Origin of the sequence: Rhodopirellula baltica SH 1 (genome assembly GCF_000196115.1) — a bacterium.
In the GTDB taxonomy this organism is placed as follows: Bacteria; Planctomycetota; Planctomycetia; order Pirellulales; family Pirellulaceae; genus Rhodopirellula; species Rhodopirellula baltica.
Genome location: NC_005027.1, coordinates 4,408,016 through 4,433,808, shown reverse-complemented (window position 1 = coordinate 4,433,808; position 25,793 = coordinate 4,408,016). Strand labels below are relative to the sequence as shown.

General features: G+C 56.5%; 22 protein-coding genes. 10 read left to right on the top strand and 12 right to left on the bottom strand.

Features of this window, described 5'->3' with window-relative positions; translation table 11 throughout:
* Positions 1–17: 17 nt before the first annotated feature.
* A complete protein-coding gene (locus RB_RS16980; RefSeq protein WP_007326489.1) occupies positions 18–1,232 on the bottom strand; it encodes an argininosuccinate synthase in 1,215 nt (404 codons plus the stop codon).
* A 123-nt stretch (positions 1,233–1,355) separates the two neighbouring features.
* Between RB_RS16980 and larB the strand changes: the two genes are divergently transcribed.
* A complete protein-coding gene (larB, locus tag RB_RS16975; RefSeq protein WP_007335257.1) occupies positions 1,356–2,204 on the top strand; it encodes a nickel pincer cofactor biosynthesis protein LarB in 849 nt (282 codons plus the stop codon).
* A gap of 13 nt (positions 2,205–2,217) precedes the next feature.
* Here larB and RB_RS16970 read toward each other — a convergent pair whose 3' ends face one another.
* Positions 2,218–3,279 (bottom strand): potassium channel family protein, encoded by a 1,062-nt coding sequence (locus RB_RS16970; protein ID WP_164922139.1) that lies wholly within the window; start codon positions 3,277–3,279, stop codon positions 2,218–2,220.
* Between the two features lie 61 nt (positions 3,280–3,340).
* On the bottom strand, positions 3,341–3,484 hold the full coding sequence (locus RB_RS28155; RefSeq protein WP_231845722.1) for a hypothetical protein: 144 nt from the start codon (positions 3,482–3,484) through the stop codon (positions 3,341–3,343).
* 137 nt (positions 3,485–3,621) lie between these two features.
* Here RB_RS28155 and RB_RS16965 point away from each other — a divergent pair, with 137 nt between their 5' ends.
* The 4 genes from RB_RS16965 to RB_RS16950 all read left to right on the top strand — a co-directional run bounded on the left by RB_RS16965 (position 3,622) and on the right by RB_RS16950 (position 7,640).
* A complete protein-coding gene (locus RB_RS16965) occupies positions 3,622–4,536 on the top strand; it encodes an NAD(P)H-hydrate dehydratase (protein WP_011121794.1) in 915 nt (304 codons plus the stop codon).
* A 118-nt stretch (positions 4,537–4,654) separates the two neighbouring features.
* Positions 4,655–5,626: a bifunctional riboflavin kinase/FAD synthetase gene (locus RB_RS16960; RefSeq protein ID WP_011121793.1), complete on the top strand. Its 972-nt coding sequence runs from the start codon at positions 4,655–4,657 to the stop codon at positions 5,624–5,626.
* A gap of 15 nt (positions 5,627–5,641) precedes the next feature.
* Positions 5,642–6,634 carry a DHH family phosphoesterase gene (locus tag RB_RS16955; RefSeq protein WP_007327113.1) on the top strand — a complete coding sequence of 331 codons (993 nt, stop codon included), beginning with the start codon at positions 5,642–5,644 and terminating at the stop codon, positions 6,632–6,634.
* A gap of 259 nt (positions 6,635–6,893) precedes the next feature.
* Entirely contained in the window at positions 6,894–7,640 is a 747-nt protein-coding gene (locus tag RB_RS16950; protein ID WP_231845721.1) for a hypothetical protein, read from the top strand.
* 461 nt (positions 7,641–8,101) lie between these two features.
* On the opposite strand, the gene RB_RS16945 is transcribed toward RB_RS16950, so the two are convergent.
* The 3 genes from RB_RS16945 to RB_RS16935 form a co-directional block, all read right to left on the bottom strand.
* The gene (locus RB_RS16945) at positions 8,102–8,473 is read right to left on the bottom strand and encodes a clan AA aspartic protease (RefSeq protein WP_007327109.1); all 372 of its coding nucleotides are present in this window, start codon (positions 8,471–8,473) and stop codon (positions 8,102–8,104) included.
* A complete protein-coding gene (locus RB_RS16940; protein WP_007327108.1) occupies positions 8,466–8,747 on the bottom strand; it encodes a hypothetical protein in 282 nt (93 codons plus the stop codon). Before RB_RS16940 ends, RB_RS16945 begins: the two co-directional genes overlap by 8 nt.
* Positions 8,748–9,055: 308 nt before the next feature.
* Complete coding sequence (locus RB_RS16935) at positions 9,056–10,927, bottom strand: ATP-binding protein (protein WP_011121786.1); 1,872 nt, start codon at positions 10,925–10,927, stop codon at positions 9,056–9,058.
* 335 nt (positions 10,928–11,262) lie between these two features.
* On the opposite strand from RB_RS16935, the gene RB_RS16930 reads away from it, so the two are divergent.
* On the top strand, positions 11,263–12,063 hold the full coding sequence (locus RB_RS16930; RefSeq protein ID WP_231845720.1) for a hypothetical protein: 801 nt from the start codon (positions 11,263–11,265) through the stop codon (positions 12,061–12,063).
* 83 nt (positions 12,064–12,146) lie between these two features.
* Here the strand turns inward: RB_RS16930 and rsmH are convergent, their stop codons facing one another.
* The 3 genes from rsmH to RB_RS16915 are packed head-to-tail and all read right to left on the bottom strand — an operon-like array spanning position 12,147 to position 14,631.
* A complete protein-coding gene (gene rsmH / locus RB_RS16925; RefSeq protein WP_011121784.1) occupies positions 12,147–13,124 on the bottom strand; it encodes a 16S rRNA (cytosine(1402)-N(4))-methyltransferase RsmH in 978 nt (325 codons plus the stop codon).
* On the bottom strand, positions 13,121–14,170 hold the full coding sequence (locus RB_RS16920; RefSeq protein ID WP_011121783.1) for a sugar phosphate isomerase/epimerase family protein: 1,050 nt from the start codon (positions 14,168–14,170) through the stop codon (positions 13,121–13,123). The genes rsmH and RB_RS16920 overlap by 4 nt, the downstream gene beginning before the upstream one ends.
* A 35-nt stretch (positions 14,171–14,205) precedes the next feature.
* Positions 14,206–14,631: an acyl-CoA thioesterase gene (locus RB_RS16915; RefSeq protein WP_011121782.1), complete on the bottom strand. Its 426-nt coding sequence runs from the start codon at positions 14,629–14,631 to the stop codon at positions 14,206–14,208.
* A 73-nt stretch (positions 14,632–14,704) separates the two neighbouring features.
* Here RB_RS16915 and RB_RS16910 point away from each other — a divergent pair, with 73 nt between their 5' ends.
* Entirely contained in the window at positions 14,705–18,418 is a 3,714-nt protein-coding gene (locus tag RB_RS16910) for a bifunctional proline dehydrogenase/L-glutamate gamma-semialdehyde dehydrogenase (protein ID WP_011121781.1), read from the top strand.
* Entirely contained in the window at positions 18,418–18,741 is a 324-nt protein-coding gene (locus tag RB_RS16905) for a DUF167 domain-containing protein (protein ID WP_193427739.1), read from the top strand. Before RB_RS16910 ends, RB_RS16905 begins: the two co-directional genes overlap by 1 nt.
* Positions 18,742–19,297: 556 nt before the next feature.
* Here the strand turns inward: RB_RS16905 and RB_RS16895 are convergent.
* The 3 genes from RB_RS16895 to RB_RS16885 form a co-directional block, all read right to left on the bottom strand.
* Entirely contained in the window at positions 19,298–21,487 is a 2,190-nt protein-coding gene (locus tag RB_RS16895; protein WP_011121777.1) for an amino acid permease, read from the bottom strand.
* Positions 21,488–21,677: 190 nt separating this feature from the next.
* Positions 21,678–23,456 carry an aspartate--tRNA ligase gene (gene aspS / locus RB_RS16890; protein ID WP_011121776.1) on the bottom strand — a complete coding sequence of 593 codons (1,779 nt, stop codon included), beginning with the start codon at positions 23,454–23,456 and terminating at the stop codon, positions 21,678–21,680.
* Between the two features lie 196 nt (positions 23,457–23,652).
* On the bottom strand, positions 23,653–24,393 hold the full coding sequence (locus RB_RS16885; RefSeq protein ID WP_164922137.1) for a dienelactone hydrolase family protein: 741 nt from the start codon (positions 24,391–24,393) through the stop codon (positions 23,653–23,655).
* Between the two features lie 237 nt (positions 24,394–24,630).
* Between RB_RS16885 and RB_RS16880 the strand changes: the two genes are divergently transcribed.
* Together RB_RS16880 and RB_RS16875 are read left to right on the top strand one after the other, a co-directional pair.
* Positions 24,631–25,368 carry a CAP domain-containing protein gene (locus tag RB_RS16880; RefSeq protein ID WP_164922136.1) on the top strand — a complete coding sequence of 246 codons (738 nt, stop codon included), beginning with the start codon at positions 24,631–24,633 and terminating at the stop codon, positions 25,366–25,368.
* Positions 25,365–25,604, top strand: coding sequence for a hypothetical protein (locus RB_RS16875; RefSeq protein WP_011121772.1), 240 nt, complete (start codon positions 25,365–25,367; stop codon positions 25,602–25,604). The genes RB_RS16880 and RB_RS16875 overlap by 4 nt, the downstream gene beginning before the upstream one ends.
* Positions 25,605–25,793: the final 189 nt, after the last annotated feature.

The window sequence follows — 25,793 nt, the reverse complement described above, 5'->3', positions numbered from 1 at the left end:
TCAATCGTTGATCCAAGTTAGAACTTGCGTGGTGACACGCGGCCTTGGACTCGCGACGGCAAGCCTTGGATTCGCAGGAAGCCTTCGGCGTCGTCTTGGTTGTACGAGCCGCCGCCTTCCATGGTTGCGATCTCTTCGTCGTACAAGCTGTTTGGGCTGGTTCGTGAAGACACCATGATGTTGCCCTTGTAGAGTTGCAACGTGACTTCGCCGGTGACTGGACGCTGAGCGGTTTCGATGAACGACATCAGTGCGTCCATCTTGGGCGTGTACCAGAAACCGTAGTAAACCATTTCAGCCACTTCGGGAGCCATGCGGTCGCGAAGGTGCATCAGGTCGCGGTCCATGGTGAGTTGTTCGACGTACATCAATGCGTCGTACAACACAGTCATGCCGGGCGACTCGTAAACACCGCGGCTCTTCATGCCGACGAAACGATTTTCGACCATGTCGATGCGACCGACGCCGTTGCGTCCAGCGATGTCATTGAGTTGCTCGACCATTTCCAAAGCGTTGACGGCTTTGCCATTCAACGTTTTTGGTACGCCGGATTCAAAACCGATCGTGACTTCTTCTGGTTTGTCGGGAGCATCTTGAGGTGAAACGCCCATTCCGAATTCGACCAGCTCCACGCCGTTGACGTCGAGTTCTTCAAGCTTGCCCGCTTCGTAGGAAATGTGCAGGACGTTTTCATCGCTGCTGTATGGCTTTGCAGTCGAGGCTTTGACAGGAATTCGCTTCACGTCGCAGTACTCGATCAGTTCGGTGCGGCCAGGGAAGGCATCGCGGAACGATTTGATTCGCCAAGGAGCGATCATTTCGATGTTTGGATCAAGAGCTTCGGCAGCAAGTTGGAAACGACATTGGTCATTGCCTTTGCCTGTTGCTCCGTGAGCGTAGGCGGTCGCGCCGACTTCGCGAGCCACTTCCAAGCAAACCTTGCTGATCAGCGGGCGAGCGATCGAGGTGCCCAGCAGATAGATTTGTTCGTACTTGGCTTGCCACGCCAACACGGGGAAAGCAAAATCGCGGCACAGTTCTTCACGAACGTCCACCAAACGAGAGGACTTGGCCCCGCAGGTACGAGCCTTCTCCATGATGGCATCGCGATCCTCACAGGGCTGCCCGAGGTCCACGTAAACACAGTGAACTTCGTAGCCTTGGTCCTGGAGCCAGCCCAGAATGACGGACGTATCGAGACCACCGGAATAGGCCAGCACACAACTTTTCATCTCAGATCTGCATCCAAATGCGGGGGAATCGGCTATGTTTGAAGGCCTCGCATTTAAGTTGTCCGGTGCGAAACACGCAAGGACGGTCAGAAGGATCCTGGCCGGAAAGTCAAGCAGCACGCTATGAACCTACCCTCCAATCAACCCCCCTCCCCTGCCCTGCTGCAGATTCTGCAGGACCTCGCTTCGGGGCAAACCGACGTGGAAGCCGCGGCGGAATCCATTCAGGCCAGCTCGATCGGGTCAGCTGCGGACATGCAAACGGTGCCCGGCGCGACCGTCGATTTGGGACGTCTCGCCCGCTGTGGTTTTGGCGAAGTGATCTACGGCGAGGGGAAATCAACCGATCTGATGACCCAGATCGTGCAAACTCAGGTCGCGGTCGGCCAAGGGTGTTTGATCACGCGAATTGATGCGACCGCGGCGGCTCAGTTGCGGCGAGTTTTCGAAAACACTCGGTACAACCCGTCCGCACGCACGCTGAGAATCGGTTGCGGGGACGAAAATTTGGATCCGATCGGTGTCGAAGGTCACTCAACCCACGTTGCCGTTGTCACCGCGGGCAGCACCGATGCGCATGTGGCGGAAGAAGCCGCGGAGACATTGGCATGGATGGGGGTCGCTTGTGAACGCATCGACGACATCGGGGTCGCCGGGCCTCAACGTTTGTTGGCCGCCGTCCCCCGATTGCGAGCGGCTGCCGCTATTGTGGTGGTCGCAGGAATGGAAGGCGCTCTGCCGGCGGCGTTGGCCGGGCACGTGGCCACACCCGTGATCGCGGTTCCCGCCAGCACTGGATACGGAGCCAACTTTGCGGGCCTGACGCCACTAATGGGCATGCTGACATCGTGTGCCGCGAATGTTGCGGTGGTCAATATTGATGCAGGATTCAAAGGCGGCTACTTCGCTGGTTTGATCGCCAGCGGCATTGCCAATGCGAAATCAGAGGCGGCTTCGGCAGAAGAAGCATGATGGCGGATCGCGATCAGCCTTTGACGCCCCGATAGAGAATCTCTTGTCGTTGGACTTTGTGAGCCAAGCACAATTCGGCAATGTCGTTTTGGTGACCGACCACGATCACGATATCGTTGACTTCCAGAATCAAAGTGCCGCTGGGGTTCATCTGAATCGGATCCTCGCCACGCTTCACACCGACAATTAGAAAACCACGATTGCCGCGAACTTGGATTTCGGCGAGCGGTTTGCTCACCAATGGAGAGCTGCTGGTCAGTCGCAGTTCCTCCAAGTTCAAACCGATGGCAGACAGTTCTTCGCTGATCCCATGCGACAGTCCATGGGATTCCAGCACCGCAGACGCGGTCGGGCGAACAAGCAACTGAGTGACCCGCATCGCACCGATGGTTGCTGCCATCACAACGTAATTGGCACCGCAGCGAATCAGTTTCTTTTGAGCGGAATGGTTCTCGGCTCGCGAAACAATTTCGACTTTCTCGGCCAGGTCTCTCGCCGTCACGCAGATGAACGCATTGGCAGCGTCGTCGGGCAGCAACGTTGCTAGGCCGCGAGCGTGGTCGATTCCGGCCGCCATCAGGATGTCTTCGTCCGTGGCATTGCCGACCATGGCCAACATTCCCGCTTGTTGAGCTTCCTCGACGCGGGCCGCGTTTTCATCGATCACGACAAACGGTTGGCCAAGCTCCTGAAGTTCTTCGGCCACGCGGACACCCATGCGTCCAAATCCGCAGACGATCGTGTGTGCGCGAAGACTGGCAATGCCTTGGCTCATTTTTCGATTCCTCAAAAGGCTTTGTAGTTCGCCATCAACTAGAAACTGAATGAATCCACCGACGGTGTAAATCGCGGCTCCATACCCCAACACGATGATCGCAATCGTCAGTGTTCGCAGAGCGGGTGTGTCGACGGGTTTGACTTCGCCATAGCCGACACCAAAGATCGTGATCACGACCATGTAGATCGCGTCGCTGACGGACCATCCCATTTGGATGTAAGCGATGATCGCGATCGCACAAATCAGCGAAAACACGCCCAAGCCGAGCAGAATTCGACGGAGCGGTGTGGGCTGCATAACAAACGGAAATTGCGACGAATTAAACGTAGAGAAGTTTGGCTCGGGAAAGCCACGCGACTCATGAATCAGGATCCGGTTCAGCGGTGCAACGTTTGCACGCCATTTGCATTTCATCCGCTCCGATTGATACGTTGATCGCGACGGGAGGAACGGTCGGGAAATCTTCTTCCCGCTCACTGCTAAGTTCGTGAGCGGGAGTCATTGGGTTTGATCACGTAGCGGCGTCTCTCCGAGACGCTGTCATTTGCGAGTCTCAGAGAGACTCGCCCACGTGAGGTTCTACCCGATCATTCCTGCCGACCTGCATAGTGCGACAATCAATCAACCTGCGAGCCTGAAATGCCATCCATTGAGACTCAGTCTACCAGCCCGCCGCCGCTGCGGATTCCGCATCGCGAAGCATCGGCTCACAAAGGCAATTTTGGTCGCGTTTTGTTGATCGGTGGCTCACGCGGCATGGCGGGCTCGATCGCGTTGTCATCGATCGCTGCATTGCACACGGGATCGGGTTTGGTGGCGGCAGCGGTTCCCGATTGCATTCTAGATTGTGTAGCCGGTTTTCATCCGGCGTTGATGACAATTGGGCTGGGCGATGACGGGGAGAAGTTTGCCGATCCGGCGTGGCAGTCGTTGAAGGATCGATTGTCAGCTCAGGCGGCCATCGGTTGTGGACCCGGCATGACGACGGGATCAGGTGGGGCGACGATCGTGGAGGGGCTGCTCGCGAAAAAGGATCTGCCGTTGGTTTTGGATGCGGATGCGTTGAACATCATCGCTCAAAACGATTGGCTTTCAGATGGCCGGTTCGAAAGAAGCAAGGCCGATGCCGCGTGCGTTCTGACGCCACATCCTGGTGAGCTGCAGCGTTTGACGGGAGCGTCTGCGAAGGATGTCGATGCCCAAGTCGAAGCCGCGGCAGAGTTGGCGTGTCGATTGGGTTTGACCATCGTTGTAAAAGGTGGACCGTCACACGTTGCGTATCAAAATGGGGACGGAGGAAAGCAGGTTTGGCAGAACACAACGGGCAATCCAGGGATGGCCACGGCGGGCTGCGGCGACGTGTTGACCGGCATCGTGACATCGTTGCTTGGGCAAGGTTTGAGCGGTCCCGATGCGGCGAAGTTGGGTGTATGGATTCATGGTCGTTGTGGTGACGAGGCGGCGGCCCGATGGAGTCACGCGGGCATGACTTCTCTGCATGCACTGGATGCGTTGGCCTTGGTCGCGGATGAAATGACTCAGCCTGCGGACTGAAGCCACTGAATCAAAGATTGCGCCCCGCCATGGGATCTGACGAAATCGAGGTGAATCAGGCATACTGAGGCCAATCTGTTCGTTTCTTTTTGCCTCTCCCCTGCCCTGCTCCGTTTGAATGACTTCCCTGATCCACTTGAGCGACCTTGCGGGCGACTCCGACCTGCATCTATCGCTTCAGGGTGGTGCGGTCAGTATCGGCAATTTTGATGGGGTTCATTTGGGACACCGTGCTTTGCTCGAACGTGTCCGATGGCATGCTCAGCGGGTTGGCGGTAAAGCAATCGCAATCGTGATGGATCCGCACCCAGCATCGGTGCTGCGGCCACACGGGGCACCACCCAGTTTGACCAGTTTGTCGCGTCGGGCGGAGTTGATGTCCGGTTCGGGGATCGATCATTTGCTGGTTTGCGAGGCCACTCGCGATTTTTTGAATCAAACCGCCGAAGAATTCTTCCAGCGATTGATTGTGGAACAGTTGTCAGCCAAGGCGATCATCGAAGGCCCGAATTTTTTCTTTGGACGCGATCGTGCCGGCAACACAACTCGTTTGAAAGAGTTGGCTGCGGAGCGTCAAATTGACGTCGAGATCGTGGTTCCATCGGTTCGCGACGAACGCATGGTCAGCAGTTCACGCATTCGCGAAGCAATCGCATCAGGCGATATCGTCTTGGCGAATCAAATGCTCGGCAGTCGCTACCGTCTGACCGGTGTGGTGACGACCGGTGAACAACGCGGCCGTACATTGGGATTTCCCACCGCGAATTTGGGCGGCGTGACGACCTTGCTTCCTGAGCACGGTGTTTACGCGGCGCTGGCGTGCGGAGATGAATGCGATGGACCGACCAATCATCCCGCCGCGGTTCACATTGGTCCGAACCCAACGTTCAACGAACGCCAAGAGACAAAGATCGAAGCCCACTTGCTCGACTATGATGGCGATCTTTATGGGAAATCGTTGTCGCTGACTTTGGTGAGTCAAGTTCGGGGCGTGATCAAGTTCGCCGACGCGTCCGCCCTAAAACAACAATTGCAAATCGATTTGCAAACCGTTCGTGAGACGGTTTCATCTCTTCAATCTCGACCTTGAAAGAAAGACCCGCTCGTGGGAGTTAACTGGAAAGCATTTGTTGATCAAATTCAACATTACCAATCGTTCGTTTTGGTCAGCCATATTCGTCCCGACTGCGATGCATTAGGCAGCGAATTGGGAATGGCAGAAGTCCTGCGAGCGGTTGGGAAGGATGTTCGCATCATCAATGCTCACCGGACCCCGCCGGCTTTGTCGTTCTTGGATCCCGCTGGCAACATCGAGGTGTTGGGCGATTCAGTGGAGGCCGAAGATGTGAAAGCGGACTGCATTATGATTCTCGACACCAGCGCATGGGCTCAGCTTGGGGACATGGGCGATGTCATCCGTGCGTCTCGCGCCGACAAGATGGTGCTGGATCACCACGTGGGTGAAGATGAGTTGGGTGCGAGGATGTACAAGGACTACCAATCCGAAGCGACAGGTCATTTGGTCGTTCAAGCCGCCGATGCACTGAATGTTCCACTGACGCGAACGATGGCGACGCCTTTGTTTGCTGCCATCGCGACCGACACGGGATGGTTCCGGTTCCCGAGCGTTACATCGGACACATACCGCACGATCGCTCGTTTGATCGATGCAGGTGTCGTTCCCAGCGAAGTCTACGGCGATCTGTATGAACGTGACACGCTCGGCCGGCTGAAACTTCGCGGGCTGATTCTGTCTCGAACGACCACCGAGATGGATGGGGCGTTGGTTTATACATCGGTCAACAAAGAAGACTTTGAGTTGTGTGGCGCGCAACCCAATGACACCGAGGACGCGATCAATTTGACGTTGGCCATTCGTGGCACCCAAGCCGGTGTAATCTTCGTCGGGCAAGTGCGAGGTGGTTTCAAATTGAGCTTTCGGAGTCGTTGCAGCTTGGATTGCAACGAGGTCGCTCGTCAATTTGGCGGCGGTGGCCACAAAGCTGCCGCGGGAGCCTTTTTGGAAGGCACGTTGGATGAGGTCCAAGACCGAGTTCTGCCCATCGTTCGAGAAGCACTCGCCGTCGCGCTGGGGTAAACTGGCACACGGGCCAATCCAACTGTTGCATCACTGTCGAAGAACGGTTGGGAGAAAGTGTCAGGTGCTTTTTGCCGGAACGGCCTGCTGCGTGCTTTGCATCAAAAGTATGTGACACTTTTTCCCGCTCATTGCTCGATGATGAACCGCGGGAGTTTCGATGGCCGGACGTCGGATTGTGTGTCCTCAATGCAAAACCACTTTGCAGATTCCCGCGACGATGGGCGCAGGAAAAGTGAAGTGCCCGAAGTGTGAGTTGATGCTTGCAGTTCGGGCGCCCGTGACGGTCCATGTTCCCGAAGAAAACCTGTTTGATAACCTGCCCAGTTTAGGTTCTTCGGCAGCGGCACCGCCGAGCTCAGTCTTTCGTCCCTCGGGACCGGTCACCGTTTACCAACCGCCCAAGCCCGCGAAAAAGCGAGGTGGTGGATCCAAGGCTGCTGTGAAGATCATCAGCACGATCGCGGGGCTTGGCCTATTGTGTGTCTTGTTGTGCGCCGGCGGAATCTTTGCGGTTGGGTATCTGGGGTCGCGTCACAGTGGTTGGACATCGGTAACGTACAAAGGCTACACCGTCAGCATGCCTGCGGGTGAAGACCGGAGAGACAAGTCGCAGCAGTTTCCAGGCACGACCGTTCATGAGCTCACCGGCCGGAGGAAAGAAACCGGATCTCAGTATTCACTGGTGGTGGCTGATTTGCCGGCTGTCATCGATCCGAACATTCCCATCGCGGAATTGTTGCGAGACATGAGAATCCGTCTGTCGAATCCTCGTCCCGTTACCCGATCTGGTGTGGAGGGAATGGCGGGGACCATGCAATCCGGTGTGGGAGCGATCGAAGGGTCGGACTGCGAAATCTATGTTCACAATCGAAACCTTGTGGTCGCGGTGTACTCGCCGTACTCCGAAATCAAAGATCTGGTTGGCGGCCAACGCAAGCCACGATCCAACGAAAGTGAATTGGACAAGCCATCGGAGTTCTTTGACTCGTTGGAGTTTAAGTGACGGCATCTCAACTTGGCCGGAATGTCTCGCTCATGAAACGTCAGCGAATCAACGTATGACAATAGTCCTAGGTATCAAGAACTACGTTACCCCATGCCTCTTTGCTCGAGATTCAACTAAGTGCATGACGACGCTTTCGAATCACGTAGGCTCGCACAGGAAAAGCATCTTGCCCTGATCGCTCAGCCTGAAAGGCAAACCAATCCAAGTTCATTCATCGTCTTGACTGATTGCTTTCGCATTTCCCTTGGATGGATCATTATCCGCTCACCCTTGCCTTGATTGTTGTCCGAGGTCGAGCGATCGATTCGATCCAGCTCGCTGGTCCGAACGGGCTACCGAGTCGCATCAAACCATGCGCTGGAATCGAAAAAGGGTTGGAGGGTGAATGCCGAATTGTTGTTCCACTCCTGTTTTTTGACTTCCATTTTGTGAAGCTCTGCAACAACGATCACAAAAGATCAGCCATCTAAAATCAATTCAATTTGAAACATCCCACCCTGAATCCAAGCGGCTTCTATTTTGGAACCGCGCAGAAGCCTCGTTCCGAGCAAGGGTTCGTCGAGTACTTGGGCTTGAACGGTCAGCGGATTTCCATGCCAGATCACGGTCAGTTCAACCGTGTCGAAGAAGCTTGAGCGTCCGTCGGCGGTCACGCCCTGCTGAACATCCGACAATGGCAAGCCGAGTTGGTGGACCAAGCGGAATGGTATCGAGAGGAATCCATTGAAACCAGTATCAACCAAGAAAGCGATCGTGTGGGTCGTGTCATCAAGTTGAATCTCTAAGTCAACGAAGGCTTCAACGTTATTGTCGATCCTGCCTTCAATCATTCCGCTCGATCCCGTCACCGCTAGTAAGCCTCAGGGCGTGGAATGCAGCTGAATGGCCGACCTTGGCGATGAAGACCTGTGGATCGGAACGACGCTGGCGCAACCGTGTTCCAGCAGCATGAGCTTCATCCGCCACTTCATAGTCACCGGTTTCCACATCAATCGCAACGAACTGGTCTCGCGAGCCTTGTTCAAGCAGTTTTTTCAATTGCGTTTCATAGATCTCCGAGCCACGACTACCGATCTCTTCGCGTGATAATCGTCGTGTTTTCATCGTTCGGCTCCGGCGTGTTGAGTCCAATCGGCCCACAGCAGTGTAACTTTCCCGTATTCAATTGCCAAATCGAACACTGGTGCTGGAATCGGAATGGTGGGCTCATGTGTCGGCAGCCTGCAATGGCACCCAACGAGGTTTTGAACGAAGCCTGAACTGATGAATTGCACCATCCGCGTGTTGCTTTTGGAAGCAAGGAGCGGAAGTCGTTCTCTCAATTCCCCGATGAAAAGGCTCGCCCGGGTGTGGACAATCGAATTGGGGGGATCATCAGTCTTCGAATGTCCTTCACGCCGTTCTAACTACCCCTACGCTTGGGTTTCGCTGCGTGAGAGTTCGTTGATATCGGTGCCGGTGGCCGGCAAGATCATTCGGAAACGGGCTCCTCCACTTGCCGCATCGTCGACGGTCAATGTGCCTCCGTGTTCACGCAGCACTTTTGCGCTGACGGGCAAACCCAGGCCCGTGCCTCGTGCACCTTTCTTGGACTCAAAGAGCGAGAAGATTTGCTCACGGTCTTCTTCGGGAACACCTTCGCCATCGTCTTCCACATCGACGATCCAGCCTTGAGCCGCATCGTAAAACGTTTTGACCAAAACTGTTTTCGTGGCGGCATCGATTGCATTGGTGACCAAGTTCAGAACGGCGCGGTGAATCGCTTCGCTATCAAAGGTGGCGATTGGCAATGTGGCATCCAGGTCGGAAACCAGTTCAATCTCGCTCTGCCCTGCCCTGCTCTGCATGAGTTCGACCACGTCGCTGACAACTTCGTTCAGATTGCCTTCCTGCAGATCCGGTTCGCGTTCCTTTGAGAACGTCAGCATGTCGAGCACGAGATTGCTGATTCGTTCTTGGTTGCGATCAACGATGGACCATCCCCGGCGGATCGCATCGGTGTCGTCTTTTTGCAGACCTGATTCGATCAGATAGCTGCCGCCTCGAACGCCTTGAAGGATGTTTTTGATGTGATGTGAAAGCGTAGCGATCGTTTGGCCCATCGCGGCCAGTCGTTCGCCTTGCAGGAGTGCTGAGTAATAGAACGTGTCTTCGATCGCGAGTGCGGCTTGGTGCCCAACGGCGGTGATCAGCCGTAGGTGTTCGTCATGGAATCGCGTCGCACCGCCCTTGCGGACCAGTTCTCCTGGTGTGGTGTAAGTGTCGACATATAACATGCCGACGATTTCGTATCTGCCCTGCAAAGGAACGCAAAGGGCTTCGCGAACGCCGCCTTGAACAATCGAAGCGGCGGAATCGAATCGTTCGTCATCGAGCGCGTCGTTTGTGCGAACGCCCTGTTTGTGTTGCAGAACGTAATCCAAAATCGTATGGCTGATTTGGATACGGTCTTGTGGTTTGGATGAAGGGTTTTGTTTTGTTCCACCGGTCGCTGATTCGCGATCGCAGCGAGCGGCCGGGGTCAGTCGCTTGGATTCCGGGTCGCGAAGCATGATGCATCCGCGATCGGCTTCGACCCAGTCAAAAACTAACTTGAGAACACGGTCCAGCACCTCATCCAAGTCGTCGGTCCGTCCCACCGCGATCGCGGTCAAGTACATGACTTCCAGTGAACGGTCTGCATCGAGTCGACCGATGACAGGCGGTCCGTGGAACTGACCAGGTGGATCAGAACCCGAAGCCGAGGAATCGACTCTTTCGTCCTCAGATGGCGTCGGAGGATTTTCGACAGGTGGCGGGATTGGTGGCGGCAGAGTCGTCGGCGAGGTCGCGGGTTTATCGGTTGATGGGCCGTTGGATGAAGAGCCACCCGGTGTGTATGGCGAGACGACGCCTTCGCGGGACAACGAAGAAACAATGTTGCTGGCATCGCCCCCGCGGACTTGCCGGACGATGTCGACGCCGTGAGCCGCATCGAGAGCCGACACGTTGCCGGTGCCGGTAAAAATTAGCAGCGTCGAACCGATCTCCACTCGGTCGCCGCTAGTCAGTACGTGCCGTGTGATCTTGCGATTGTTGACGAGTGTGCCGTTACTGCTGCCCAGGTCGACCAGTTCGTAACGACGCCCCGTCCCGTCACCGCGAATTTCGGCGTGGCTTCGCGAAGCCTCGTTGTCGAGTAACTGCACATTGTTGCTGGATTCACGTCCCAGTCGCGTGACCGTCGGTGCGAGCTGGAAGTGTTTTCCTTGGTCACGTCCTCGAATGACGAACAACGAAGCCATACAAAAAAATCAGCGTGGGGCGAGAACGAGTTTCACGGACAGTTTCTAAGTCTAGTTCACACAAGATAACTTGCCGCGAGACGCTCTGTTTGGCTACCGTCCGCTTCGGGTCCATTTCCGCGGGGATCCGGTTCGTGTTCGAAAGGAAGCTAATTTTCTGCATGCTAGGCTCGGCGATTCCCATCGAGCGACGCTGGCCCTCACCTTGGGTGTCCCGAGGTGCTTGGATAGGGGTGTGCGCCTGCTGGATCTTGCTGACTGGCTGCAAGACCACCGCCCCAGTCCACGTTTGGCAACCGCCACAGCTGGCCGTCGAGCCCGCTGGAGTCGCTTTTATGGGCATCTCAGGGCCTGACGAGTGGGCCGAACCGATTGAGGATGCTCTGCTGACGGACCAACCCTCGCGTTGGCGATTGATCGCGGCGGAGCAACTGGAAAGCCCAGCGAACATTCGCCTCGTTTCAGGTTTCGAAGAGGAACCCAACGATATGGCAGTCAGCGCGGCCGCTCGACGCGAAGGGTTGCGTTATCTGCTGCATGGTGAAATTCTGCAGGCTACCGGTCACGAGGATCGCGACGATAAAGTCAGCCTGTCTTGGCGATTGACTGGACTGCAGGCCGATGCGGAATCGGCCGGGATGCCGGTTTCAGTCGACGAGGCGCTGATCTCGCAACGGTATCCGCATCTGTTGAATATTCCCGATGTCGCTGAACGAACACGCCGAGCGGTTGTTCTAGAAACCAAACGACTGCTCGCCGCCAGCGTTGATCGGCAACAGGTGACATTGGCTTCGCCGAGATTGTCTCCAGGCAGTCGAGCGATTCGACGTGGAAACGAATTGGCCCGATCAGGCAATTGGCCGGCGGCGGAGCATCGTTGGCAGCAGGTGTTGGAATCGCACCCACGCAATGCGGCAGCACTCATCAACGCGTCGATCGCCGCGGCAGCACGACAAGACTTCACCATGGCAAAGGAGCGAGTGACTGAGGCGGTTCGCTGGTCGGCGTTCTCTCCCGCGAACAAGTCACTTGCCGAAGAGACATTGTTTTGGATCGAGATGCGCCAGCGAGACTATCACAACGCATTCGACCTACCACCACCGCCGGAAGGTTGGCTAATTTCTCGAGGCGAATGAGGCATTTCGAACTGTTGCTCGATGGTCCTCCACCGAGACGGGCGGATTCACGTTCGGAACCAACGTGCTACGGGTTGCCGTGTTCACTCCACTCGTTTGGCGACGCGTAGTTTCGCGCTGCGGCTGCGAGGATTCGCTTGGACCTCTTCGTCGGTGGGACGCAGCGGTTTCTTCGTCAGGATTTCCCATCGGTGATCCTCACGGAAAGCATTTTTGACGATGCGGTCTTCCAAGGAGTGAAAGCTGATCACCGCGACTCGACCACCGGGGGCGATCCAGTCGGGAGCCGACTGCAACGTGCGGGTCAATCCGCCGAGCTCATCATTGACCGCGATCCTCAGCGCCTGGAACGTTCGCGTCGCGGGATGAATGTCATGGTTGCGTGAACGAGGCACACAGCGGCGACAGATCTCCACCAGTTCACCCACCTTGGTCACCGGATTGCGTTCACGAGCCCGCAAGAAAATCTGCTTGGCAATGCGTCGGCTGAATCGTTCTTCACCGAATCGATAGATTGCGTCGGCGATTTCTTTTTCGCTGTGTTGTTGCAGCCAGCGGTGCGCTGGTACTCCGTTTTCTGGATCGAAACGAAGGTCCAATTCCGCGTCATCAATTGTGAATGTGAAGCCGCGATTCCGGTCGGCAAGTTGATCACTGGATAGACCGAGGTCCAGTACCAACGCATCCGCGTGCGTCAGGTCCAACGCATCGAGTGCCTTGGGCGAGCTTTCGTAGCTGCCCAGGAACAGCTCGATTCGCGGATCATCTTTGATCCAAGACTTTTGTTCATCCCGACGAACAACAGCGGGATCACGATCAATCGCAATCACACGTGGGGTGTCTGAGTCGGAACCCGCGTCGGCCAAAACCTCGGCCAACAAACGCGTGTGCCCACCGCCACCGTAGGTGCCGTCGATGATCGTGGTCGGGTTGATTTCTCGAACCCATTGCACGATCTCATTTGGCATCACGCTGACGTGCTCTGTCTCCGCGGCGGATGAACCTGCGGAGGATGATTCAGAGTCTTGGTCGGCTTGGTCCAGTGGTTGCGACGCCGTCACGCGGTCTCCGCCTTGATTTGTGAAAGCGATTTTGAGCAGTGCAACGCGGTTTCAATTTGGCCGTGAATCTTCTTCAGTCGTTCAGCATCGCCGCCACCGACTTCCGCCGCGACCCAGCCTTCGAACTTAATCTCAGCGAGTGCCTTTCGGACGCTCGCCCAATCGATGTCACCTTCGGTGACGTCGGTGAAGCGTCCCTGTTCGCGCGAGAATCCCTTGATGTCAAGCTTTCCGATGCGATGCCCCAATGTCTTCACCCACTCGGCCACATCGCCGTACTTCCAGTGGTTGCCAAGATCGAATTGGACGCCAATCGACGATGTGTTGAACGAGTCAACGAAGTCTGCCAGTGGTTGAGCCGATTGCTTTTCGTCCCCACCGTGGTCGTAGAGGAAGTGATTCCAAACGTTCTCGATCAAGATTTTGACGCCAAGCTTCTCGGCCAGGGGAACGGCGCGATCAAGAGCTTCGAAAGCTCGTTGGCGGACTTCTTCGGCCGTGCCGTCTTTGCCGTGGCCGGGAACGATCAGGAACGTGTTGGCGCCCAAGTCGGCGGTTTGTTGCAGCGACTCCTCGAGCAATTGCTGTGCTTTCTTGCGAGTCGCTGCATCGGAGCTGGTGTGCGTTGTACCCCAGTGATAGCCGCCGACGGTTCCGTCAATCGTCAAACCGGTTTCCGCCGAGGCGGCGACCATCGCTTCGACATCCATACCGGGTGACGTGTTGGGTTCGACTCCTTCAAAGCCGGCATCCTTGGCAATTCGAAACCGTTCGATCCAAGGGTTGGCTGCGTCGGATTTCCCGGCCCGAATCATGCCGGCTTTCAATGATTGCTTGAGATAACCAGTGCTGGTTTCCGTCTTGGATTCGCTGAGTTCTTCGGCCCAAAGTGCCCTGCCCTGCCCCGGCAAACCGTTGACGCTCAGTGGTGATGGACTCACTTGATGAGCCAAGTAGGCGGCGTAGCCGACGGCGGATGTGACTCCGATGCGGCGAAGGAATTGGCGGCGGTTGCTGAGCGATCGGGTAGGTTGGTCAGGACGCATTGGGAGGGCACCAGGAAGGAAAGAGTCAAAGAGCTTTACGTCAACAATGCTTCGGGAACACGTTGCAATCGACCGGTCTTATCTATCACCGCCAAGGTCACGGTCGCTTGCACGAGCACCTCGTCTCCGCGGCGAATCTCATATTCATGGATGATTTTGGCCGCAGTGATTTTGGCGATTCTCGTCACGATATCAATTTCATCATCATAACGTGCGGAGGCACGATAGCGACAATCGATGTGGACCACCACGACATACAGCCCCGCTTCTTCCACTTCACGGTACCGGCCCCCCGACGATCGAAGGAATTCGGTCCGTCCGATTTCGAAATATCGCAAGTAATTTGAATGATGAACCAGTCCCATCGGATCACATTCGTCGTAGCGAACTCGTAAACGGAACACATGTTGCGGCAAATCAGTCGTCATTGCAGGCGTCTTTGGGTCGCGGCGGAATGCCATAAAGAAATCGTTGTGAAAACAGGCGGTTGCAAGTTGCGAAAGTTTAGCCGTCAATGGTTGATCGGCGAACCTCGTGTCCTCGATCTTCGTTTCCGCAGAATCTCTTGTGAAGGATCTTGTCTTGAATCAGCCCGACTCAACCTTGTCGTCAACATGGAAGGGGTTTGACCCCGAGCAAGATGCCGCTGCCGCGATTGAGATGGCGGCTGATCTTTTGCGAGAGTCGCGTGCATTGCAGACACCCCAGGAACGTCGCCAGCAATCGGAACTGGACCGAATGATCGGCCACGATGCCGACAAGGCGACTTTGGTCGAGATGACCGACCAAGCGTTTCGCACACACACGCCGGCCCGTGTGGCGGACCAGATGACCCACTTGTTGGATCTGCAAGGTATTCCGCGATTCTTCAGTCCGGTCGAACAGGCCATGCTGAAAGGGTTCCAATCCTTTGGCGAGTATCTGCCCGGCGTGGCGGTGCCGTTGGTCAAAGAAAAGATGCGCCGTGAAACGGCCAATGTGATTTTGCCAGCAGAACCGGATCTATTGACTCCGCACTTGGCATCTCGCCAGCGTCACGGCGTGGCGATGAATGTGAACCTGCTCGGCGAAGCGTTGCTGGGTGACGACGAAACGCGAAAGCGGATGCAGTCGTTCTACGAATTGCTTCGCATGCCCGAGGTGCGTTGCATCTCGGTCAAACTCACCACGCTCTACAGCCAAGTGTCTCCGCTGGCACGAGAACACACGATTCGCATGGTCGCCGATCGCTTGGAACGTTTGTATCGCAACGCCAACCACATGGACGATGGTTCCAAGGCCAAAGACAAGTTCGTGTACTTGGACATGGAAGAGTACAGCGATTTGTATCTGACCGCGGACGTGCTTCGCGAGACATTGGAACGCGGCGATCTGGATTCCGTTCAAGCTGGGATCGCGTTGCAAGCCTACGTGCCAGATTCTTGTTTAGTCATGCGAGACCTGATTGAGTGGTCGACGAAGCGAGTCGCCGGTGGCGGTGCTCCGTTGACGATCCGTTTGGTCAAAGGTGCCAACCTCGAAATGGAACGAGTGCATGCTTCCGTTGGTGGATGGCCGCTGGCTCCGTACACGAACAAGCACGATACGGATGCGAACTTCAAACGCATGCTCAGGGAGCTGATCAGTGCTGCTGCGGATGGGAACATTCGCGTTGGTGTCGCTTCGCACAACTTGTTTGATGTGGCGCTGGCGATGATTTGGACTCAGCGATCAGGAGCCTCGGATTCGGTCCAGTTCGAAATGCTGGAGGGCATGGCCAATCATCAACGCCGGGCGTTGACGGAACGAGACGCGGCGATGTTGTTGTACGCTCCAGCTTGCAAAAAATCAGATTTCTTGCATGCGATCACGTATTTGATTCGCCGCTTGGATGAAAACACCGGCGCCGAGAACTTCCTGCGTCATGCGTATCGATTGCAGCCGGACTCACCCGACTTTGAATTGTTGGCGGGACGGTTCAAGGACGCGTTGATGGATTGCGAAACGGTTTCCGTGCAGCCTCGACGAACCCAGAATCGATACCAGACTCCCGTGCAGCCACCCGCGGCGGAGCATTGGACGCAGTTCGTGAATGAACCCGATACCGATTGGTCGCTGCCTCATAATTCGAAATGGGCACAAGAAACATTAGATCGTTGGAAGCCACTTTGTGACGAGCAGGCAACTCGTGTGACGCCGGTGCTGGTTGGTTTACCCGACGTGGATTCGCTGGACGGAGACGATCGCGTTTCAGCGGAATGGTTCACCACCGACGATGTCTCGCGTCCCGGCGTCGTGACTTGTCGTTACAAGAATGCAACTTCGCCCGCAGTTGAATCCGCCGTCAGAGCATCCAGCGAATCGACCTGGGCGGCGGATCTATCTGTTGATGAGCGTTATTCAGTCCTACGTTCAGTCGCGCAATTGGCTCGCGAAAGACGTGGGGATTGGATCGGAAGCATGGTGGCCGGTGCTGGAAAAACGGTGGCTGAGGCGGACCCTGAGGTTAGCGAAGCGATTGACTTCCTGGAGTTCTACCCGCTGACGATGAAAGCTTGGGACGAATGTGCAGGCATCCAGTGTGAGCCACGCGGAGTCGTTGCTGTGATCACGCCTTGGAACTTCCCATTGGCGATCGCATGTGGCGGAATCGCTGCCGCGATCGCAGCGGGAAACCCCGTGGTTGTGAAACCATCGATGCAAACTTTGTTGCCGGCGTGGCTGATGTGCCAGGCATTCTGGGACGCGGGCGTTCCTCGCGACGCATTGCAATTTGTGATTTGTGATGATGAGGTCGCTGAGGAGCAGTTGGTCAAGAATCCGATCGTGGACACGGTCATCCTGACCGGTGGCACATCGACCGCGAAACGCATGTTGGATGTTCGCCCCGATTTGCACTTGTTGGCGGAAACGGGTGGCAAGAATGTCACGATCGTGACCGCGATGGCGGATCGCGACTTGGCGATCAAGCACGTGTTGCACTCGGCGTTTGGTCATAGCGGACAAAAATGCAGTGCCACGTCGCTGTTGTTGCTCGAAAACGAAGTGTTCGACGATCCGGAATTCCGAGAAATCTTGGCCGACGCGGTTCGAAGTCTGCCGGTTGGTTCCGCCTGGGATTTGCACACGCGCGTGACCCCGTTGGTCGATCCGCCAACCGACAAACTGCGACGTGGTTTGCAGGAACTCGAGGGTGGTGAATCTTGGTTGGTGATGTCCGAGCATGTCGATGGCAACCCAACGTTGTACCGGCCGGGCGTCAAATGGGACGTGCAACCGGGCAGCTTCACTCACACGACCGAGTTGTTTGGACCGGTGATGGGTGTGATGCGATTTGGTCGACTGGAAGAAGCGATCGAAATCGTGCGTTCGACCGGTTATGGGTTGACCAGCGGACTGGAGAGTTTGGACGATCGAGAAATCAAATTGTGGCGAGAATCCATTCCTGCTGGCAACCTCTACATCAATCGTCCAACGACCGGCGCGATCGTGTTGCGGCAACCGTTTGGCGGAGTCGGTCTGTCCGCCTACGGTCCCGGTATCAAAGCCGGCGGTCCAAATTATGTGCTTGCCCTTTCCAAGGTCACACATGCCAGCGATTGGACACCACCGACGGACGAAGTCGAAGCTTCGCACGACCAGCTCGATCGGATGCGGGATTGGATCGAGCGTGGTCGCTATTCCGACGAGATGTTGGGCGATGGTCAGAAGTTCCGAATCGAACGAGCGATCACGTCGCAAGAAATCGCCAATGCAACTGATTTCGCGTTGGAACACGACACCTATCGATTGACCGGCCAAGACAATATTCGTCGTTATCGATCCGTCGATGGCATGACGATTCGAATCGAGAAGGACGACGACATTGTGGATGCGATCGTGGCGATCTCGGCGGCGGTTTGCGTGGGCACCCAGTTCACGCTTTCGCTGTCACCTGAGCTGGATCGGTCGAAGTCGGCGATGCTGGAAACCACCGCCGATTGGTTGCCCGGATTGATTGATCCCATCGAAGAATCCGTGGAGCAGTTGATCGAGCGAATCGAAGGCGGTGGTGTTAGCCGAATGCGTACGCTGACCCACGCGAAAGAATCGATTCGTCGAGCTTGCGGACGCCGCTTCATCACGGTGATTGATGAACCAGTGGTGGATCACGGACGCATTGAATGCTTGCGATACCTGAACGAGCAATCGATCTCGCATGATTATCACCGCTATGGCAACCTTGGACGTCGATCAGCCAAGTTGTCACAGCCAACTGATGCTGAGTGATGAGCGAGCCAGGAGCAGGACTGGATCGACAATGCGATGGATTGACATGGAGGTTTCGCGTGCGGGTCACTCCCAAAGCCAAGAAGGCATCCGTGGGTGGGCTGCACGATGGAGCTTTGAAAGTGTCGGTTCACACTGTGCCGGAAGATGGCAAAGCCAACAAAGCGGTCATCGCTTCACTTGCGAAATGGTTGCGCGTCAGCAAGGGCCGTGTGGCGATCGTCGCCGGCGAAACCTCTCGGCTGAAGACGATCGTGGTCGAATTCAAGTCGCAGGATGAGATGAACACTGCCGACGCAAAGCTGAAAAAAGAGTTGTCGTGATCACAGTCAATCGCAGCAAGCGATTGGGCTCCCTAGCAGGTGTGAGACAATGAGCTCGCCGAAGTCTGATATCTGTCAATTGCCAGCGACCTTCTGCTCGGGGGAATTGCTGTGTCGACCCTTCGGACCTTGTTGGGTGGAACGATGGTGATTGGCAATGTGGCTCATTCGTTCGTTGCATCGGCCTGCCTCCGGACGGGGCTGTCGTGGGAAACAGAGTAGAACATTTGTCCCCAAATGTTTGCGTGGGCCGTCGCTGTCGTCGAGTCGCGTGACGCGAACGGTTGGAAGTGGACTTGGTTGCCGACGATGCCTGGCCTTTGAAGGCTGCCCGACGGAACAGTTGAGACAACTGTTCTACTCTGGCCTCGCGGTCCTTGCCCCGGACGGGGCCGTCTTGGGAGATGTCGAGTTACTTGTCGCCGACGGAGGCCCTCCGTCGGCCTGAACGCGACCAATCGCAGCAGGCGATTGGGCTCTCCAGCAGGTGCGAGGCAATGAGATTGCCGATGTCTGGAGTCTGTCAGTTGCCAGCGACTTTATAGGTTTTCGTTCCTTAGCCGCGGCGGCTGATGATGATCACGGGGCAGTCGGATTCGAGCGCGACCTTGCGGGTGAAGTCACCGAATAGCTTTTGCCGTGGTCCCAGTCGTTGAGCACCCAGAATGATCAGTCCTGCCGTGCCGGCTCGGTCGGCGATTGTTTTGACTGGATCATTGCTCCGCACGACCTCGCGTTCACAAACCCTGCCCGCGTTGACTCGAGTTGTCCGATCCAACTCTTTGCGAATACGTTTTTGATCGGCACGAAGTGTATCGGTGGGGATCACTCGCAGAAACTTGACTTGTCTTTGTTGTTCACGAGAGAGACTGCTCAGCAGTCGAGTGAGCAAGTAGTCGTGGCCGCCACGTCCACCGACCGGAACGAGAATCTGCTGGCTTTGGTCGAGCTGCCAATCCTTGGGAGCACGAAGCACGACAACATCGCTGGATAGTTGCCCGAGCAAACCTTCCAGCGGCGTGTCGCGTGCCTCCGGAGTGATCTCGCTCAAGCCCAACAGCACCGATTGGCATTGGTGCAGTTTGGCGACGCGGGCGATTTCCATCATGGGTTCCGCAGAAACCGTGGTCAGGGTTTCGCACCGCACACCCAGACTCGCGGAGGCGTGCAAGATTTCGTTCATCACCGAGTGAAGTTGAGCGGAGGGCCGGTGATTGACCAACGGATCCCAGTCGTGAGGTGCGACGACAACGGTTTGAACCAGCACGCGTCCCAGGGCGGCGGGGACCAAGGTGTCCGCCAACGCAATCATCGCGCGAGCGTTGTTCGGATTCGCGATTGGCACCAATACCAACGGCGAGTTACCGCGCAATCGCGAGAGTTCAGGATTGCTGGCGATGTTGGACACATCGGTCAGCCGGGCTCGACGAGCGAACAAGGATAGGAACAGTACGCCGCCAATCGCGATCCACATGACCGCGATGATTCCAGCTTCAGGCACCGCGATGCCTTGGAAGATAGCCAACGCCAAACAAGCCAAGCCGCCAACGACAGGAACGGCTGGGTAACCCGGAACTCGGAACGGTGGCGGTGTCAGCACGCTGCGTTGCCGTACCAATATGGCCAACCAATGGGCGATCGCGAATGTCACCAGGAAGATCAAGCTGGATGCCGCCCCGGCCGCCGCAATGTCTGGCAAAAGCTGAATCAGCAAGCACACCAAACCGGTCGTCACCAACACCGAGATCCAGGGGGAACCGGATCCGGCGGCCAAACGACTCAGTGCGTTCGGGAGTGTGTTGTCCCGAGACATCGCGAGAGCAATTCTCGATGCCGCAAACAGGTTGGCTTGAAGAGCCGAGAACATTGAGAGAACCGCCGCGATCAGCACCAGCCAATAGCCTGATGTGCCGAGGTAGTGCCGCGCGGCCAGTGCGACCACGGCTTCGGGATCGGATGCGGCCAATTCGCGAATGCTTTGGGATCCATCGGTACCAACGGTGGTCAGCACAAACAAAAGTGGCAAATAGATCAGCAACGCAATGACCAGCGACAGCAACATCGCTCGTGGGATGTTCTTGGTCGGTTCGCGAACTTCACCGCCGACTGCGGCGATCAAGTCAAACCCCTGCAAGGCGATGAAGCTGTATCCCATGGCTTGTACCAAACCGCCCCAGCCCGATGCGAGAAACGGACGCAATTCCGCGGTGGTTTTGGAAACGGGTTGCCCGGTCAGCATCCAGAATCCGCCGATGATCAGAACCGAGAAGACAGCCACTTTGGCGACGTTGATCCAGGCTCCTCCACCGGACGTTCGAAACGTCATCAGGCCGCCGATACCGACGGTCGTCGCAAGCGAAACGACAGGGACGCTCCAGGGTTCGCCAAGCCAATGTGGGACCGAACCCTGAGTCGAATACAGTTCGCTCAGCAACAGCGTCGCAAAACTACCGAAGCCGATCGCATAGAGAACGGAGGCAACGATCGATGCAAACCAAACGACCCAACCCACCGTGAAAGCGGATTCGACTGAGAGGACTTTGCGGCTGAAGGTGTAAGTGCCGCCGGATTCGGGGAACTTCGACGCCATCTCCGCGAAACTGAGCGCGGTCAGGATCGCGATGACGCCGTTGAGGCCAAACGCCAGAATCGCGGATGGACCTGTTGTCGCAAACGCGACTCCGGCCAGTGCGAGGATCCCGCCGCCCACGATCGCGCCGACGCCGACGCTGGTGGCTCCAAACAAACCGAGGTGGCGATTAGCGGCGATGATGCGATCCGTCGATAGAAAAGAGATTCAATCGGCGAGACCAGACGGCAGTGAACGCACGACAGCCCTGCCCTGCTCCGACCTCGCTCCAACCAACGTTTGTAGCAAGATTTGGTTAGTGAACCAACGAGGTGAGCCGGGCAACTAGATTGATGCGAGTTCGAGATCAGGTTTTGGCGGACACCGTTCGCAGATGCAGTTCGTTGAGTTGATCCGCGTCCACTTCGCCAGGAGCTCCGGTCATCATGTCGGCAGCCTTTTGCGTTTTGGGGAACGCGATCACTTCGCGAATGTTTTCGAGGCCAGCGAACAGCATCACCCAGCGATCGACACCCAAGGCGATCCCGCCGTGTGGAGGTGCACCGAAACGCAACGCGTCGAGCAAGAACCCGAAACGATCGCGAGCGGTTTCTTCGTCCATGCCCAGCAGTTCGAACACTTGCGATTGAACCTTGCTGTCGTGGATCCGAATCGTTCCGCCACCGGCTTCCGATCCGTTGATGACCAAGTCATAGGCTTGAGCACGACATTTCTCGGGCGACTCTTTCAGAAGCGGCAGGTCTTCTTCGAGAGGAGCGGTGAAGGGGTGGTGCATGGCGACGTAGCGACCGGCTTCTTCGTCCTTCTCGAACATGGGGAACTCGGTCACCCAACTGCAGTTCAGCTCGCCGTCTTCGTAGAGCTTCAGTTCCACGGCCAGTCGTTTGCGAAGACCGGACAAGCCTTTGCAGGTGACTTCCCAGGTGTCGGCCAAGAACATCAGCAAGTCACCGGGTTCGCCGCCCATGAGTGCTTTGATTTCAGCCAAGTGTTCTTCATCGAAGTTCTTCGCGATCGGGCTCCAAAGCGTTCCGTCATCTTCGACGCGGAACCAAGCCAAACCTTTGGCACCGAAGTCTTGTTGAACAAACGCGGTCAGTTCATCGATTTGGCGTCGTGAGAACTTGAGGGCCGAGTCTTTGACGTTGATGCCACGAACGAAGTTGCCGGCGTCGGCGGTTCCGCGGAAGACTCGGAAGTCGGTCTTCGCAGCCACCGAAGTGACGTCGACGATTTCCAAACCGAATCGTAAATCGGGAGCATCGGAACCGAAGCGACGCATGGCTTCTTCGTAGGTCATGCGTGGCAGCGGCAGCGTGATGTCCTTGCCCAAAACCTGCTTTGCGGTTTTGGCGACCAAGCCATCGATCAATCCGATGATGTCCTCTGAGTCGACAAAGGACATTTCCAAGTCGAGCTGCGTGAATTCGGGTTGGCGATCGGCTCGCAAGTCTTCGTCGCGAAAACACTTGGCGACTTGGACGTAGCGGTCGAAACCGGCGACCATCAGAATTTGTTTGTAAAGCTGCGGCGATTGAGGCAACGCGTAGAAGTTGCTGGGATGCACGCGGCTGGGGACCAGGTAATCGCGAGCTCCTTCGGGGGTGCTGCGACCGAGGATGGGCGTTTCGACGTCGATGAAATCGTGCTCGGCAAAGTAGTCCCGCATGCACTTGATGATTTCGCTGCGACGGATCAGGGCCTGCTGCATTTCTTTGCGGCGAAGGTCCAGGAAGCGATACTTCAGACGCAAGTCTTCGCCTGGCAGATCGGATTGGCCGGGTGTGAAGGGAGGCGTTTCGGAGGCCGAAAGGATTTCGAAGTGTTCGCTGCGAACTTCGATTTCACCGGTTTCCAATTTCGCGTTGGTTTTGCCTTCCAGGCGATCCGCCACCACGCCGCGGATCAGGATCACGCTTTCGTTTGGCACGTGGCCAGCTTGTTTGATCAGTGCTTCATTGGCTTCCGGCGGTCCGATGACGACCTGGGTCAGCCCGTAACGATCCCGCAAATCGATGAAAACGGCTCCGCCATGGTCTCGTTTGCTGTCCACCCATCCGCACAGGGTCACGGGGGAGCCGACGTCAGATTTGCGAAGCGCGCCGCAGGTGTGGGTTCGTAACACGGGTCGAAATCAAAGGGTTCGAGGGGAAGAAAGCTACGGGACGATCCCCCAGGAGCTGGCGGATGGTCCGAATTTCGCGAAAACGAACCGCAAAGGATACGCGATCGTCGCTCATTCGTAAGTGGGACGATTTTCCGACCAACCCCGAATTGCGAAGTGAGATCGCGAATCGGCGGGGGATTCGCTTTCTCAGCCGCTACCGCAGATGGCGGTTGAGGTGTTGGCACGCCATGGAGTTGAGCAGCAAGGCGAGTTCTGGGTCGTAGCGATGCCCCTCGTCTCGCATGAAAGCGTGCTCGCCATTGAATTCGTGCCAGGAAAAACTGACGCCGGCAGCAGTCATCGCGTCGTAAATCATCCGGCGTCCTTCGGCTGGGATATGTGGGTCTTGCCTACCCCAAATCATCAGCATCTCGGCCTGAATCTCTGGGATGCGGTCGAGGCTGTTGTCGTGCATGCCTTTGCCGAGACTTCGTTTATGAATGTCGGTGGCGTAGAAGCAGACTCCGGCTTTGACTTCCTCGTTCATCGCTGCCCGAAATGCCAGGTGGCCGCCAAGGCAGATGCCAACCGTGCCGACTTTTCCGGTGCAGCCTTCGTCACTGCCAAAAAAGTCGATGACGGATCGAGCGTCGGCATCGTAGGCGGCGATTTCCTTTTCGATCTTCAATCGGTTGCCGCGGTCGGTGCCTTCTTTGTCGTACGCGAATGACTCGCCCAGTTCGGTGTACTCGTGGTAGACATCCGGAACGGCGACCAGCAAACCGTGTCCCGCCAGCACAGCAGCGGTGCGAGCGATCGGCGCCGTCATCTGGTAGATCTCGCTGTAAAGAATCACACCGGGATAGCGGCCGGGACCGTCCGGGCGAAACAAATGCGTCCGCATCGGACCGGTGGGCGTTTCGAGATCGACGAAAGAAGGAGCTTGAATTCGCATGCTGAGTTGGGACGGTGTCAAATCAGTGAGTGGGGACAGCGAAAGGGGCGCTGTTGATCAGGGGTGCGACACGTTTTACCAGCTCGGTGAAGGCGGAGGGAATCGCTGGTCGTGACCGATTGATTTGGGTCGGCGCTGTGACGAAACAGACGAGGCAAAGAATAGGCATGACGATTGCATCATGCTGCTCATTGGGTGATTCGGTTTCAATTCAAATTCTCTACCAGGAGTGATGCAGTGCGTGGTTGGTTGATGCTTGGATGTCTGTTGTTTGTCGGTCCGTTGATGGCTCAAGAGGAATCGACGGCGGTCGCTGCTGATTCGGAAAGCGATGGCGAATTGGTCACGCAAGTGGAAGAGGCAATCGTCAAGCAAATCAACGACTACCGCAAAAAGAAGGGGCTCGGTCAGTTGCAGGTGAACGACGAGTTGCAGGCAACCGCGAAGAAGTTTGCGGAGTTCATGGCTGAATCGGGCAAGTACGGTCATCACGCGGATGGCAAGACGCCGGCGGAGCGTGCCGAAGCGGCGGGGTACGAGTACTGCGTCGTGAGAGAGAACATTGCTTATCGCACCAACACTGGTGAAGTCACTGCGAAGAGTTTGATTGATATCTTTGTTCCGGGATGGATCGATTCACCGCCGCACCATGAGAACATCGTGGCCAAACACATCACGCAAACGGGGGCGGCTGTCGCGACGAAAGATCAAACGACTTACTACGCCGTTCATTTGTTTGGTCGACCCAAATCAGCGCAGATTGAGATCTCGGTGCTAAACCGTTCCGGCAAAGCTCAAACGGTGTCGATCGAAACCAACGAGAGTGTCGACGAGTTCGAGATGCCGCCACGGACGACCGTGAGCATGAAACGCTGCTTTCCAACCACGTTTCGAGTTGATGGCTTGGAAGCAAGGACAGTGGACAAGTCGCAGGAGCTGGTTTTGACAAAGAAAGGTTGGGAAGTGGCGGAATGACACTCCGCCCTGCCCTGCCCCGATCGCAACGTCAAGAAATCGGCGTATTCGCCTGCACCGCGTTGCGGTCGACATTCACCGGCATTGTCACGGACGAGGTTGTCGTGGGAGTGTTGAGTTACCTGTTGCCGACGGAGGCCCTCCGTCGGCCTGAGCTGTTTGAGTGGTTCATCGTTCCGGGGCCTGACGACTCTGACAATGGATCTGTCGCCCCTTCGGACCTTGATGGATGGTGATGAGGCCTGGCCGTTGAGGGTTGCCCGGCGGAACAGTTGAGACAACGGTTCTACTCTGGCCTCGCAGTACGCGAAGCTGCGGCCTGCCGTTTTCAGAGAACGCTTTCCGGCGGATTTTCACCCTGCGCACCTCTCCCGAAACGAAGTTTTGGGGGAGGTCAAGCGACGCCGTTCAGGCATACGCGAGGG